Source organism: Streptomyces fulvoviolaceus, assembly GCF_000718165.1.
Taxonomy (GTDB): Bacteria; Actinomycetota; Actinomycetes; order Streptomycetales; family Streptomycetaceae; genus Streptomyces; species Streptomyces fulvoviolaceus.
Genome location: NZ_JOEY01000022.1, coordinates 16,063 through 30,357, shown reverse-complemented (window position 1 = coordinate 30,357; position 14,295 = coordinate 16,063). Strand labels below are relative to the sequence as shown.

Below are 14,295 nucleotides of genomic sequence, written 5' to 3'. Positions count from 1 at the left end.
ACTTTCGAGGCTAGCGGGTGCGGGAGGGGCGGAAGGGCCGCGTGCGGAACTTCAAGAACGTTTCTGCGGGCTCGTCACGTCGTCGAGGCGGGGTGTTCACTCGGCGCGGCCCAGGCCGGCTTCGCGGGCGGCGGGCCAGGCCGGTTCGGCCACCGAGGCGCCGCACGCGCCGTCCGCCTGGAACAGCGCGGTGAGCCCGAGCAGGAGGCTGATGCCGGCGGTGCCGGCGGGTGTGACGCTGCTCGGGGCGGGGTGGCTCGCCCTGACGGGGTGAGGCTTTCGCGGGGTCCGCAGCACGTCAGGGGCGTTCCCTGGGTCGCTGGCCTGCGCCATGATGGGCGCCGTGACCGTCACCGCCGTTGCCGCGCTGATCGGGGCCGTGGTGGGTGCGAGCGCCTCCATCACGGCCGCCCTGCTGACGCAGCGGGCGACGGACCGGCGGGACCGCGAACGCCGTATGTGGGACCGGCGGGTCGACACGTACGACGACATGATGGCCACGATTCACCGGTTCGCCCGGATGCGGGCGCACGCGGAGCGGACCGGGCGGCTTCCCGAGAGCCGGGGGCGAAGGGACGAGGCCAGGGGCTCGGCCCAACTGCTCACGGCCCGGATCGAGATCTACAGCTCCGAGAAGCTCCGCGGGGCCTGCGAAAAGGCCTTCGCGGAGATCCAGAATTGGATGAGGGCGTGGGAGGCGTGGCACGAGCGGGACGTCGGTCTGCGTCTGCAGAGCGACAAGGACGCCAAGTGGCAGGTGTTTCTCCAGTGCGTTCGTGATTCGAAAGAAGCCGATCGCGCACTTCTGGATCTCGTGCACATCGATGTACATGGAAAGAAAAGGAAGAGTGTCGAAAACTCTTCCGAAGACAATGCTCTTCCGTAGAGCTATCCTTGGAATTTCGGGCGAAGCGCGACGGCGCACCACGGGGGATACGGGGGTATCGACCGGTGCTGCAGAACGAGTATCTGATCGACATCTTCAAGGAGCGCGAGCGGCTGGGTTCGGCGTTACGTCTCACGCGGAAGTTCGCGTTGACGGCGACCCACTGCCTGGGCGGGCACATGCCCACCGAGCAGGACCACAGCCGGCTCAGCCTCACGGACGGCACACCGGTCGTCGTCCCGCTGTACAACAAGACCTCGGATCTCGCGCTGCTGCGGCTCGTGCTCGGCGACGACGACGCGCTGCCTCCCCGGGTCTCTTTCGGCAAGGCGAGGAGGGGCGAGTCCTGGACGGCGACGTACCGGTTCCCCGCCCAGGAGAAGCCTCCCACGGGCAGCGTCGTCGATCCCGACGCCCTCTACCGCAGGACCTCCGACCTCGTGGCCAAGGCGTTACGGCTGAGCTGTGAACTCCGCAAGGACCACGCGCCCTTCGCCGGCAGTCCCGTGGAGCGCGGGGCGGGCGCCGTGCCTCCCGTCGCACTCGGGGTGATCGTCGAGCCGCAGGACCGTATCTGGGCGGAGAGCGACGAGATCTTCGCCGGGAGTGTGGTGGAGGCGCTCGACCTGTTCAGCATCACCAGGCTCAGACTGCTGGCGGATGGCCATGCGGAAGCAGGTTTTCTCGGCGACGTGGAGAGCATCATCGTCGGGGAAAGGGACGCGGAGCGGCAGACCGGTAACGGAAGCAAGGTCGACAAGTTCCTCGACGACGAGGGTCTCAACGACTACGTGCAGATGGAGTGGACGCGGTGACGCCCTCCGCACAACCCTCTGGGAGGACTTGTCGATGATCCCCATCGGGACTCTGGACGAGGCGATATCCGTCGCCGAGGGAATTCTCGGAAGGCCGACTCGCGGTCCTTCGGAAGACGGCGACCGCCTTACCAGCTATGTGGGCGGCATCTGCGGCGACGACGCGACGGCGTACGCCGACCCCGCGGAGGTCGGCAAGCTCGTCCGCCTCGTCAAGCTCTGTCTCGCCTTGGGGCGGAAGCCTCTGGTCGACGACCTCCTCGACATGACCCTGCGGACGATGGAACTCGCCGAGGCCGACGAGGAGAAGTTCGAGGACGCGGCGTTGTGGAACCGGCTCGGCGCCTTACTGGCGGGACAGGGCGACCTGGTGCGCGCCAGGGCCGTCCTCAACACCGCCCGTGACCGGGCCCGTCGTCACCACTCGACGGAACTGCCGCGCATCCTGGCCAACATGAGCGCCGTGACTCTGCGCGCGGAGGACTACCGTGCCGCCGCGGTCTGGGCCCAGAAGGGTATCGAAGAGCTCTGGGACGGACCGGACGACCTCGAGACCTCGCTGACCGTCCACCGGGTCCGGGTGGAGGTCGCGAAGGTCAACGCCGATGTGAAAGCGCTGGACGACGCGCTGCCCTACTTCGCGGAGGCAGTGGACGCGCTTGCCGCGAGCAAGGGGGAGAAACAGGCGAGGGTCTTCGAGGCCCGCATCGCCCTGGCCACCGCGAGGTTCCGCCTGGCGGCCCTGACGGACGACCGGCAGGGCTGTGAGGGGCAGCTCGCGGAGCTCGAACTGCTCAATCTCGGCGCTCAGGTGACGCTCGGTGCGGGCCATCGCGTGGCCATCGTCGCCCAGGCGGCCCTGGCCGCAGCCGAGTTCGACGCGGGCGGCGGGGCCGACGGAGTGACCAGCGCCCGTACGAAGGAAGCGGTACAGGTACTCGACGCGGCCACGGAACGTGCCGCCAGGGAGGCCTCCCCGTTCGGCCGTGAACACACGCAGACGCTCAAACTGAGGCAGACGCTGGCGGACATGCGCAGTGCCGCGGTGCCGTACACCGAACTGCCGTATGTCATCGAGCACGTGTACAAGCCCGACGAGAACAACGACCGCAACAAGGCGAAGACGGCGGCTCTGAAACAGGAGCAGAGCACCATACGGCTGATCGCGCACGCCGGTTCCTCGTATTTCCTCAGCGCACAGCACCGCTTTCACGAGCCGATCATCCAGGCGCTGGACCGGGGAGTCCGTTTCCGCGCGGTCATCAGCAGTCCGTGGAACAGCCTGGCCGCCTTCATGCCGCGGGACAAGTCGGGGGATCCGATGACCTCGTGGAACATCGTGGAGCTGATCGAGAACAGCCCGTACTACAAGGAGGCCTTCGCCCCGGTGATCGCCTCCTACCAGAACCTCAGGGCGACGTACGGGAACCGGGTCGAGCTGCGGATCACCTCGATGGACATCCCCGGATCGACGCTCCTGACGTCGGACACGGGTTTCTTCGAGCCCTACATCACCTCGAACCCCGAGGACCGCACGCGCCGCGGACTGCGGGTGCTGGAGGTGAAGTTCCTGAAGGACAGCAAGTACCACGCCGACAGCCTTCAGGAGTTCACCACGCAGTGGGAACTCTCCAGCACCTACGAGCAGTTCAAGGTCCACGAGGAGGGGCACAAGGCGGCACTGCAGTCAGAGATCGACGCCCTGGTGGACATTCAGGTCAGGCCCAGTGTCAGGAAGGGAGACGTTCCCCGTTCCTGATGCGGCGCAGAACCGGCGCGGATCCGACGAAGAGCGATTCGGGCAGGTCGTCGAGCGGCCAGAACTGCCAGCGCTCGCACTTCTCGGGTTCCCGCACGCTGATATCGCCCGTGTAGTCCGTGACTTCCACGCCGATCTGCATGTGGTGGTTGGCCTCGGGGTCCGGGTCCGTCACACAGACCACTCGTGCGGCGAGGGCCTGGGCCCCCGTCTCCTCTGCCAGTTCGCGGACAGCCGCGCCGGTCAGCGACTCGCCCAGCTCGAGATGACCGCCCGGCAGCCCCCAGGTGCCGTGCCCGAAGGTGTTGGCCCGCAGGCCGAGCAGAACACGGTCGCCCGAGCGGACGATCGCCTGTACTCCTACCCGTACGTGTTCTGTCATCGTGCACTCCTCACTGATCCGGATACGTTTCCAGGAAGTTCTCGGCGTTCCGCTCGGGCAGTACCAGCGGTTCGGGGTTGTCCTGGGCGAGCAGCGAAAAGAAGTTCCCGAGCCGGCGCTCTCCCGTTTCGTCGATGACGACGACCTGGCAGTCGGGGTCGATGAAGAAATAGCTTCCCGCCCGAGTGGAATTGCGGTAGACGCGCAATTTGACACTCCGATTCTTGGCGGCAGCTCGGCATTTCTTGACCACCTGCTCGAATTCATCGTTCCCGAGCGAGAGCCAATCCTTGTTGTCCGCCCCATAGTTGGTCTCCGACATCTGGTAGACCTTCCAGACGTCGGGGAGCCACTTGCGGTCCTCGATGAGATCGAGGACGCGCGGAGCCCCTGCGGAGTTGACCCTGGTGACCACGGTCCCGAGCTTCACCTGCACGTAACGGTGATTCTTGCGCACTTCCCGCAACAGATCGAGAGCCTTGTCCCGATGTGGTGCGACGCCGGTTCTGAGTGCCTTGTGCTCCTCTGCGTCGGCAGATTCCAAGGGAAGTGCCAGCCATGAAAGGTGGGGAAGGATTCGTTTCATCGTGGGGTGTGGCGCCAGACCATTCGTGCTGAGCACCACACGCATTCGGCCTCCCCCCGGCAAGGGCTTACGCAATTCCTCCACGAGCTCCGGCAGGTATGGAAGAAGCGTCGGTTCGCCACCGGAGACAACCACACCCCGGACATTGGCCTGACGCAGCACGGAGGCGATTCTCAGCGCGTCCTCCCGGGACATGGAAGGGACTTCATGCCGCGGGCCGAAGCAAAAAGGGCAGCTCAAATTGCACCTGCCGATCGGCCTCAGGTCGACGAAGGGGGGGAGGGGGACGGAGTGCTGGGGGAGCATGGAGAGACTCTGCCATACCCATGAGCAGGGCAGGGCGCCTCTTATTCGAACAAGTCGCCGCTACTTGCGAACCTTTCCCTGTACCGGAGATCGGCAAGCGGCGGTGTCCTGCCCCACCCCGTCACTGAATCGATGAACCGTCAAGATATTGACTTTTGGCTGAACGATCCAGAGGATGACGAGGGTGACCCACTCCGTACACATGTCCGCCGGTTCGGTACTCCCCTCCGACCTGGACGAGGCGGTCCACCGCTGCCTCGTCGCCGGTTTCGACGGCACCACGACGTTCCCCGACACCCTGAAGCGGCTCGTCGACCGGGGCCTCGGTGGGGTCATCCTGTTCACCCGCAACGTGCGTGACGCGGAGCAGGTCCGTGAGCTCACCGATGCCCTGCGGGCGATCCGGCCCGATCTGCTGGTCGGCATCGACAACGAGGGCGGTGGCATCGGACACCTGGTGGGCGCCGGCGCGCCGGAGGTTCCCGGCTCGTACGCCCTCGGTGTCGCCGACGATCCCGCGCTCACCGCCCGCTGCGCCGACGCGCTCGCCGGGCACCTGGCCACCCTCGGCATCACCGCGTCCTACGCCCCCGTCGCCGACCTCCAGCACCTCCCGCGCAACCCGATCGTGCGCACCCGCTCCTTCGGTGCCGAACCCGACCTGGCCTCCCGGCATCTGCGCGCCTGGATCACCGCCACCGAGGCGCGCGGCATCGCCTCCTGTGCCAAGCACTTCCCGGGCCACGGCGGCACCGACACCGACAGCCACCACGGCATCGCGGTCGACCCGCGGCCGTACGACGAACTCCTCACCGACCTCGAACCGTTCCGCGCGGCCGTCGCCGCGGGCGTGCCGATGCTGATGAGCGCCCATGTCGTCTTCCCGGCGCTGGACGCCAACCGCCCCGCCACCCTCAGCCGCCGCATCCTCGGCGACCTGCTCCGGCACGACCTCGGCTTCGACGGCGTCCTGGTCACCGACGCCCTGGAGATGAAGGCGATCGCCGACCGCTACGGCGAGGCGGCCGGGGCCCGGATCGCGCTGGCCGCGGGGGCCGACCAGGTCATCGTCGCCGTACCGGAACTGGAGGTCACGCTGGCCTGCCGGGACGCGGTCCTCGACGCGCTCCGCTCCGACGTGCTGGCCGAGGATCGGGTGCGGGAGGCGGCGGGGCGCGTGCAGCGGCTCGCCGAGCGGTACGCGACCTCGGCCGCGACGGTCGCCGAGTGGGACGCGGACGCCGGGCTGGAGGCCGCACGCCGGGCCGTACGGAGCGGGGGCGTGCCGCCTGCTGTGCGGGGCGCCCATGTCGTCGACCTTTTTCCGCCGCCGCACCCCGCGCTCAACTGGGGCGGCGAGGATCTGCTGACCGAGGTCCGTGCGCTTGATCCGACGGCCGTGGGCACGGCGGTCGCCGGGGAGCCGGCGGATCCCGCCGCCCTCGTCGACGGGATCCTGCGTCGGGCCCGGCCGCTGGTCGTCGCCACCTGCGACGCCGGGCTGCATTCCTGGCAGGCGCGGCTGCGGGATGCGTTGCTGGCTCGGCGGCCGGATGCGATACGTGTCGACACGGGGTTGCCGGAGGGTGGTGACCTGTGCGCCTATGGACGCGGGCGGGCGAATCTGCGGGCGGTCGCGGAAGCGCTGGTAGGGACCTAAGCGCTCCGCGAGGCCGGTGCGTCGACTGCGGGTCCGCTGTGGCTGGTCGCGCAGTTCCCCGCGCCCCTAAAGGGGCGCGGTAGCTCACGGCACTTGTACGAGCTCCTTGATCCCCCGCTCTGCCAGATACCCCGCGTCCTCCGCCCGCGACGCCAGCACCACCGCCGGGCGGACCCCCTCCGTCCGCAGCCGCATCCATGCCTCGAAGAACGCGCCGCCCGGACCCGAAACGGATCGGGTGGCCGGGGTGCAGTCCAGGACCAGGGCGGTGTCGCGTGGCCGGGGGGAGTGGGGCTCGGCGATGGCCTCCGCGAACGCCTCGGCGATCGGCTTGGGGCGGCCGGACGAGTCGAACAGGCCCAGCGTGTACTCGAGTTCCGGGTAGTCGGCCAGGGAGCGGTCCACGTCGTGGGAGCACCACCACGTCACGCCCCACAGCCCCTCGCACTCGGCCGCGTTGCGCACGGTCGCCCGCGCGAACTCCGGCGCGTCCGCCGCCGGGATGTGCGGTTCGGGCGCGCCCGTCTCCTGGACCCAGACCGGCCGGGACGCGTCGGCGGCGTACGCCTTGGCGAGCTCCGTGCCGTACTCGGCGAGGTGCAGGACCTGCGGGGAGCGGGGGCCGTAGCGGCTGGCGCAGCCGCCGGAGAACACCCAGGGGTGGACGGTGGTCAGATCGCCCTTGCGGGCCGAGGCCTCGGGGGTGAACGGGTGGTCGTCGCCGTACCAGGCGGCGTCGTAGGCGGAGTGCGTGACCAGGCCGTGCTCACCCAGTCCGGACCGGGCGGCGGCCAGCAGTGTGTCCAGGTAATGGTCGACCTCGGCCACCGACACCGGGTTGTGCTCGACCAGGTTGTTGAGCTCGTTGCCCAGCTGCAGGCCGATGAGGTTGGGGCGGTCGGCGAGGGCGTGGCCGAGGGTGCGCAGGAGTTCCGCCTGGGCCTCGATGGTCTCCGGGTCGGTGAACACGTTGCGGTGGTGCCAGCTGCGGGTCCACTCCGGGTAGAAGTCGAAGCTCGACAGATGGCCCTGTACGCCGTCCACGAGGACGTCGAGACCCGCCTCGCCCGCCAGGTCGACCAGGTGCACCAGCTGGTCGACGGCGGTGGTGCGCAGGAGCGTGCGGTTGGGCTGGAGCAGCGGCCACAGGTGGAAGACCCGGACGTGGTCGAGCCCGAGCCCGGCTATCTGCGCGAGGTCCTCACGCGCGTGCGCCGGGTCGAAGTCGTGCCACGAGTGGAACCAGCCGCGGCGGGGCGTGTAGTTGACGCCGAAGCGGAGCGTAGGGATGGGATCCTCCTCGGGGCGGGGTCAGTCCCCAAGACGGGGCTTGTCCTCGCTGAATGTATCAACCACCATGGTCGGTAATGAATAGCGATTTGAACCAGGATTCCGGCGGAGCGGAACTCGTCGTCGGCCTCGACGCCGGCGGCACCCGTACCCGCGCCGTGCTCGCCGCCGCCGCCGCGGACGGCCGGCCGCTGGGCGAGGGCGCCGCCGGGCCGGGCAACGCCCTGACCGTGCCGGTGCCGCAGCTCACCGAGCACCTCACGGAGGCCGTCGCCGCGGCGGTGCCGGAGTCCGCGCGCGGCAGGGTGGTCGCGGTCGCCGGTGGTTTCGCGGGCGCCACGGCCGCCTCACCGGACGAGCCGGGGCACGTCAACGCCCGTGCCGCCCTCGCCGACGCACTGCGGCGCCTGGGCATCGTGACTCCGTCCCCGGTCATCTGCAGCGACATCGAGGCCGCCTTCGCCTCCGCCCCCGGCGCTCCCGCCGACGGCCTCGCTCTGGTCGCCGGCACCGGCGCGGTCGCGATGCGCATCACCGACCGTCGCGCCACGACAACCGTGGACGGCGACGGCTGGCTCCTCGGTGACGACGGCAGCGGCTTCTGGATCGGGCGCGCGGCGGTCCGGGCGGCGCTGCGGATGGCGGACGGGCGGGGGCCGGAGACGGTCCTCGCGGACGCGGTCGGGCGGGCGCTGGGACTCCCGGGTGACGTATTGCCGTACGACGACTGGACCCGGGCTCGGCGCGAGGCCTACCGCATGCACCTCCTCCCCGCCGTCATGGCCGAACCGCCCATCCGGCTCGCCCGGTTCGCCCCGCTGGTGGCCGAGGCGGCGCGGGACAAGGACGCCGTCGCGGAGGCGATCCTCGACGAGGCGGCGGACCGACTCGCCGAGACCGTAAGGGCGTTGAACCCTCAGGAGAGCGAACGGATCGTCGCCACCGGCGGCCTCCTCGGCCCCGAGGGCCCCCTCACGACCCCCCTGACCTCCCGGCTCCACACCCTCGGCCTGACCCTCGACTGGGTGGCGGACGGCTGCCGGGGCGCCGTGGCCCTCGCCCGTCTCTCCTACGGAGGTCGCAGCCGATGAACGACCTCCTCTACCGCGACCCCACGGCCCCCGTCGCCGTCCGCGTCCAGGACCTGCTCGCCCGCATGACCCTGCGCGAGAAGGTCGGTCAGCTCAACCAGCGGATGTACGGCTGGGACGCCTACCGCCGCACGCCCGACGGCTCCTTCGAACTCACCGAGGCCCTGTACGCCGAGACCGAGCGCTTCGAGGGACTCGGCGCCCTCTACGGCCTCCAGCGCGCCGACGCCTGGTCCGGCGTGGACCACGGGAGCGGACCCGGTGCCGAGGACGGCGCGGCCCTCGCGGACCTGGTGCAGCGGCATGTCGTCGAGCGGAGCCGGCTGGGCATCCCGGCCCTGTTCGTCGAGGAGGTCCCGCACGGCCTCATGGCGCTCGACGGCACGGTCCTGCCGGTCAATCTGGCCGTCGGCGCCACGTGGGATCCCGAGCTGTACGAGCGTGCCGCCGCCCACGCCGCCGCCGAGCTGCGTGCCCGCGGTGGCCACGTCGCCCTCGTCTCGGCCCTCGACATCGCCCGCGATCCCCGCTGGGGCCGTACCGAAGAGTGTTTCGGCGAGGACCCGTACCTGGCGGCGAGGCTGACGGAAGCGCTGGTCCGGGGGATGCAGGGCTCGGGGGAGCTCTTCGCCGCCGACAAGGCCCCCGTCGTCCTCAAGCACTTCGCCGGGCAGGGTGCCACCGTCGGCGGCCGCAACTCCGCCGAGGCCGAGCTCGGACTCCGGGAGCTGCACGAGATCCATCTCCCCGCCGCCCGCGCGGGCGTCCGCGCCGGAGCGGCCGCCGTCATGGCCGCGTACAACGAGGTCGACGGGATGCCGTGCTGCGGCAACCGCGCCCTGCTCACCGAACTCCTCAGAGACCGCTGGGGTTTCGACGGGCTCGTCATGGCGGACGGTATCGCCGTGGACCGCCTGGCCCGCATCACCGGCGACACGGTCTCCGCAGGCGCGCTCGCGCTCAACTCCGGTGTCGACCTGAGCCTTTGGGACGAGGGCTTCACGCGTCTGGAGGAGGCGGTCGGGCGAGGGCTGGTGGACGAGAAGGTCCTCGACGCCGCCGTCGCCCGCGTCCTGCGGCTCAAGTTCCGGCTGGGGCTCTTCGACCGGCAGACCGTGACGCCGCCTGCGCCGGCCGGAGGCGGCGAGATCAGCAAGGAACTCGCCCGGGCCGCCGTCACCCTCCTCGACAACAAGGGCGTCCTGCCGATCCCGGCCACCGTCTCCCGTATCGCCGTACTCGGACCCCAATCGGCCACCACCGCCCACCAGTTGGGTGACTACACGGCCCCTCAGCGCTCCGGCATCAGTGTCCTGGAAGCCCTACGGCGGCTCGCGCCACCCGGCGTCGACATCCGGCACGCCCGCGGCTGTGCCCTCACCGGCGGTGACCTCTCCGGCATCCCCGAGGCCGTCGCCGCGGCCGCCGCCTCCGACCTGGCCGTGGTCGTGCTGGGCGGCAGCAGCGCTCGTACGCCGGACACCGAGTTCGACGCCAACGGGGCCGCGCGCACGGTCGTTTCGGAGATGACCTGCGGCGAGGGCGTCGACCTCGCCGGGCTGAGGCTGGGTCCCGCCCAGTACGCGCTCATGGACGCCGTCGTCGCGACCGGCACGCCGACGGCGGTCGTGCTGATCCAGGGCCGCCCGCACGTCGTCCCCGACACGGCGGGCGCGCTGCTCACCGCCTGGTACCCCGGCCCGTGGGGCGGCGAGGCGATCGCCGAGGTCCTGCTGGGCCTGAAGGAGCCGACCGGCCGACTCCCCGTCTCCGTCCCCCGCTCGGTGGCCCAACTCCCCGTCTACTACAACCACAAGGACACCGAGTACGGCGGCTACGTGGACGAGAGCGCCGAGCCGCTCTTCTCCTTCGGGCACGGGCTGTCGTACACGAGCTTCGAATACGGCATGCCCCGACTCTCCGGCAGGACCGTCACCGTCGACGTCACCAACTCCGGGGAGCGGTACGGGCGTACGGTCGTGCAGTTCTATCTGAGGCGTCTGATCACGTCCGTGTGGCCGCGCACCCTCGAACTGTGTGCGTTCGAGGGGGTCGGCCTCGCACCGGGCGAGCGCCGTACGGTCGCCCTGTCCATCGAAGACGCCCGGGCCGACTCCGTCGAGATCCGTGTCGCGGAGTCGGCCCGGGCAGCGCTCACCTCAGTACCCGTAGTACTGGACCTCAGAGCTTGACGGCCCCCGACGAGACCCCCTTGTAGAACCACCGCTGCGTGATCACGAACAGCACCAGCACGGGGATCACGGAGATGACCGACCCGGCCATGACCATCCGCTGGTCGTAGCCGAACGACGAGCTCTGCAACCGCGACAGACCCAGCGTCAGTGTCATGTTGCTCTCCGAGCGCAGCACGATCAGCGGCCAGAGGAAGTCGTCCCAGGCGCTGATGAAGGTGTTGATGACGACCACCAGGATCGCGCCCCACGCGGACGGCAGATACAGGTACCGGAAGCGCTGCCACTCGTTCGCGCCGTCGAGCATGGCCGAGTCCTCGATCTCGCGCGGTACCGAGAGGAACGCGCCGCGCATGAGGAGGACGTTGATGGCGCCGACGAAGCCGGGCAGCCAGACGCCGGCCAGGCTGTCGACCAGACCCAGGTCGCGGATGCTGAGGAACAGCGACACCATGATCGACTCGAAGGGGAACATCATCGAGGCGACGAGGACCACCCAGACCGCCTTGCGGCCTTTCCAGCCGGGCTTGGAGAGCATGTAGCCGGCCGTGGTGGAGAACACCAGCTGGCTGGTGACCGACAGGGCGACCACGATCAGGCTGTTCTTGATGTACGCGGCCACCGGTACCTGTTCGAAGACCGTCCGGTAGGCCCGGAGGGTCGGGTGCTGCGGCAGCAGGGTGGCGTTCGCCCCGAAGACGTCCTCGCTGGTGCCCTTGAGGGAGGCCAGCAGTTGCCAGAGCAGCGGGCCGATCGTGAGGCCGAGCACGAGGAGCAACAGCAGGTAGCGGACGACCAGTTCGCGGGGGCGGCCGTAGTCTCGCCAGCGCGGCATCAGGCGCCGACGCTTGGCCGGAACAGCGGTCGTCGTCATGCGTCGTCCTCCTTCGTCAGGCGCTGCGCGAGCAGGGTCAGCCCCAGCGTCAGCAGGAACAGGGCCACGCTGACGGCCGAGCCGTAGCCGGCGTTGCCGGAGACCGGGTCCAGGCCGACGTCCCGGATGTAGAAGGGGAGGGTGCGGTCGGCGCCGCCGGGGCCGCCGGTGGCGCCGCCGAGCATGTAGATCTCGGTGAACACCCGCAGCGAGCCGATGCCGGTGAGCGTGCCGACGAGCATCATGGCCTGGCGTACGCCCGGCACGGTGATGTGCCAGAAGCGGCGGGCGGCACCGGCGCCGTCCATGGACGCCGCCTCGTGCAGCTCCTTGGGGACGTTCCCGAGCGCGGCCAGGTAGAAGACCATGTACCAGCCGAGGCCCTTCCACAGGGTCAGGCCCATCGCGGAGAGCAGGATCAGCCAGGAGTCGGACAGGAACGGGATGGCTGATTTGATCAGATGGGCCTTCTCCAGCCAGGTGTTGACCAGCCCGTCGTCGGCCAGCAGCCACTGCCAGCTCAGACCCACGACCACGCTGGAGGCGAGGACGGGGGTGTAGAAGGCGGAGCGGAAGAAACCGATGCCCGGCAGGTTCTTCTCGACCAGGACGGCCAGCAGCAGCGGCAGCAGCACCATCAGCGGGACGACGATCACCGCGTACAGGATGCTGTTGCGGGTCGCGAGCCAGAAGTCGGAGTCGTCCAGCATCCGCGTGTAGTTGTCGAGTCCGACGTAACTCGCGGCGCCGCCGAGCGGCTTGGCGTTGGTGAAGGACAGCAGGAGCGTGTTCAGGAACGGGAACACCCCGAAGACCACCGCGCAGACGATCGCGGGCGCGGTCCACAGCCAGGGCAGCCACCAACGGCGGTACATCGCCGCTCCGTTGGCGCCCGGAGCGGGGCCGGGGAGCACGGCCCGGGCGAGTCGGCGGGCGCGGGACGGGGCCGGGCCCGGCGCGGAGGACGTAGCCTCCACGCCGGGCACGGACACCGGGTTCGTGATCTGTGCCGTCACCGTCAGCCTGCCTGCTTCAGCAGCTCGTTGGCCTTCTCCTGGGCGTCCTTCACGGCGTCCGCCGCGCTCTTCTTGCCCTGCATGGCCAACTGGACCTGGGCCACGATGGCGTTCTGCACGGCCGAGGAGATGTTGGTCTGGTAGGCGGTGGCCGTCTTGAGCTGTTCGGCGACGAGCTTGCGGGCCTCGGAGAACGGGTCGTTACCACTGACCTTCTGGAAGAACGGGTCGTCCAGCGAGGTCGTGGTCGTCGGGAAGATCACGACCTTCGGGTCCTTGCACCAGGCCGTCTGGTTCTCGGCGTTGGTGAGGAACTCCGCGAACGCCAGTGCCGTGGGGGCGTTCTTGCTGGTCGCCGCGGTCGCGATGTACTGCGGGGCACCCGTGGTGTGGCCGAGCGCGTCGAAGGGCTGCTGGCCGACGGCGGTCTTGGTGTAGACCGACGGGCTGTTCTGCTGCACGAAGCGCACGAAGCTCGGGTTCGTCGAACCGTAGGCGACCTTGCCCTGGCTGTAGAGCGTGGAGGGGTCGTTGTTGGAGGACAGCGAGTCCTTCGGCATCGCGCCCTCCTTGTACAGCTTCGTCATCCACTCGACCCACTGGACGGTGCGCGGGTCGTCGGCGAAGACGGCGGACTTGCCGTCGGCGGACAGCGTCTTGATGTTCATCTGGTCCCAGTCGGCCGGTATCCGCCAGACCGGGTTGGCCATCGTCGCGTAGAACTTGCCGTCGGCCGCCTTGGCGACCTTCTCGTAGTCGGCGAACAGCCCGAACACGGTCGTCGGCGGCTTCTCCGGGTCGACCCCGGCCTTCTTCAGCAGGTCGGTGTTGTACGTCAGGACGATGCCGCCGGTGTACCAGGGCAGCACGGTGTGCACCGAGGCGCCCGAGGAGTCCTTCATGGTGCTGGACTTCCAGAACGCCGGGACGAACGGCTTGGCCGCGTCCGGGTCCTTGACGCCCAGGTTGAGCAGGTAGCCGGCCTTGGTGAGGGAGGTCGCGGTCGGGGAGTCGACGTTGAGCACGTCCGGCAGGGTGCAGGCCTGGGCGTCGGCGACGGTGCGCTGGCCGAACGTCGCGTCACCGGGGTCGTCGATCCACTTGACCTTGGTTCCGGGGTGGGCCGTCTCGAAGTCCTTGATCACTCCGTTGAAGAAGTCCCCGAAGTCTTTCTTCAGGTTGGTCGTCTGGAAGGTGATGCTGCCCTTCACGTCCCCGGTGAGCTTCCCGGAACCCACGTTGCCCTTGTCGACCTTGCAGCCGCCGGCGGTGGCGTCACCGTCGTCGGAACCGCCGGACAGGCCGCAGCCGGCGGCCGTCAGGGCCAGGGCGATGATCCCCACGATGGATCCGGTCAGTCTTCTCGCGCGCATTGCTGCCCTCCTGGGACCAGTCGGATGCGATGATCGCGGCTGGTTCAAATCACCAACTTGGACTC

The 14,295-nt window shown here is 69.5% G+C and carries 13 protein-coding genes; 6 read left to right on the top strand and 7 right to left on the bottom strand.

Annotated elements, in window-relative coordinates:
- Positions 1–96 precede the first annotated feature (96 nt).
- Complete coding sequence (locus IG08_RS0123285) at positions 97–333, bottom strand: hypothetical protein (RefSeq protein ID WP_158812268.1); 237 nt, start codon at positions 331–333, stop codon at positions 97–99.
- Positions 334–343: 10 nt separating this feature from the next.
- On the opposite strand from IG08_RS0123285, the gene IG08_RS0123280 reads away from it, so the two are divergent.
- The 3 genes from IG08_RS0123280 (at position 344) to IG08_RS0123270 (ending at position 3,460) form a co-directional block, all read left to right on the top strand.
- The gene (locus IG08_RS0123280; RefSeq protein WP_030605710.1) at positions 344–886 is read left to right on the top strand and encodes a hypothetical protein; all 543 of its coding nucleotides are present in this window, start codon (positions 344–346) and stop codon (positions 884–886) included.
- A gap of 65 nt (positions 887–951) precedes the next feature.
- Positions 952–1,701, top strand: a complete 750-nt coding sequence (locus IG08_RS0123275) for a hypothetical protein (RefSeq protein ID WP_030605708.1) — start codon at positions 952–954, stop codon at positions 1,699–1,701.
- A 34-nt stretch (positions 1,702–1,735) separates the two neighbouring features.
- Complete coding sequence (locus IG08_RS0123270; protein WP_158812267.1) at positions 1,736–3,460, top strand: tetratricopeptide repeat protein; 1,725 nt, start codon at positions 1,736–1,738, stop codon at positions 3,458–3,460.
- Here the strand turns inward: IG08_RS0123270 and IG08_RS60205 are convergent.
- Positions 3,432–3,842: a nucleotide triphosphate diphosphatase NUDT15 gene (locus IG08_RS60205; RefSeq protein WP_030605704.1), complete on the bottom strand. Its 411-nt coding sequence runs from the start codon at positions 3,840–3,842 to the stop codon at positions 3,432–3,434. The two genes, IG08_RS0123270 and IG08_RS60205, sit on opposite strands and share 29 nt — an antisense overlap.
- A 10-nt stretch (positions 3,843–3,852) precedes the next feature.
- Positions 3,853–4,734, bottom strand: coding sequence for a radical SAM protein (locus IG08_RS57315; RefSeq protein WP_078655704.1), 882 nt, complete (start codon positions 4,732–4,734; stop codon positions 3,853–3,855).
- A gap of 175 nt (positions 4,735–4,909) precedes the next feature.
- Between IG08_RS57315 and IG08_RS0123255 the strand changes: the two genes are divergently transcribed.
- Positions 4,910–6,394 carry a glycoside hydrolase family 3 N-terminal domain-containing protein gene (locus IG08_RS0123255; protein WP_234342950.1) on the top strand — a complete coding sequence of 495 codons (1,485 nt, stop codon included), beginning with the start codon at positions 4,910–4,912 and terminating at the stop codon, positions 6,392–6,394.
- An 84-nt stretch (positions 6,395–6,478) separates the two neighbouring features.
- Here IG08_RS0123255 and IG08_RS0123250 read toward each other — a convergent pair whose 3' ends face one another.
- Positions 6,479–7,684, bottom strand: coding sequence for a glycoside hydrolase 5 family protein (locus IG08_RS0123250; RefSeq protein ID WP_030605698.1), 1,206 nt, complete (start codon positions 7,682–7,684; stop codon positions 6,479–6,481).
- A 77-nt stretch (positions 7,685–7,761) separates the two neighbouring features.
- On the opposite strand from IG08_RS0123250, the gene IG08_RS0123240 reads away from it, so the two are divergent.
- Entirely contained in the window at positions 7,762–8,775 is a 1,014-nt protein-coding gene (locus IG08_RS0123240; RefSeq protein WP_030605693.1) for an N-acetylglucosamine kinase, read from the top strand.
- Entirely contained in the window at positions 8,772–10,967 is a 2,196-nt protein-coding gene (locus IG08_RS54375) for a glycoside hydrolase family 3 N-terminal domain-containing protein (RefSeq protein WP_106981005.1), read from the top strand. Before IG08_RS0123240 ends, IG08_RS54375 begins: the two co-directional genes overlap by 4 nt.
- Here the strand turns inward: IG08_RS54375 and IG08_RS0123230 are convergent.
- Genes IG08_RS0123230 through IG08_RS0123220 form a run of 3 tightly spaced genes read right to left on the bottom strand, consistent with a single transcriptional unit; the run spans position 10,957 to position 14,230 of the window.
- Entirely contained in the window at positions 10,957–11,841 is an 885-nt protein-coding gene (locus IG08_RS0123230) for a carbohydrate ABC transporter permease (protein ID WP_030605691.1), read from the bottom strand. The two genes, IG08_RS54375 and IG08_RS0123230, sit on opposite strands and share 11 nt — an antisense overlap.
- Entirely contained in the window at positions 11,838–12,857 is a 1,020-nt protein-coding gene (locus tag IG08_RS0123225; RefSeq protein WP_030605689.1) for a carbohydrate ABC transporter permease, read from the bottom strand. Before IG08_RS0123225 ends, IG08_RS0123230 begins: the two co-directional genes overlap by 4 nt.
- 2 nt (positions 12,858–12,859) lie before the next feature.
- Positions 12,860–14,230: an extracellular solute-binding protein gene (locus tag IG08_RS0123220; protein ID WP_030605688.1), complete on the bottom strand. Its 1,371-nt coding sequence runs from the start codon at positions 14,228–14,230 to the stop codon at positions 12,860–12,862.
- Positions 14,231–14,295 lie beyond the last annotated feature (65 nt).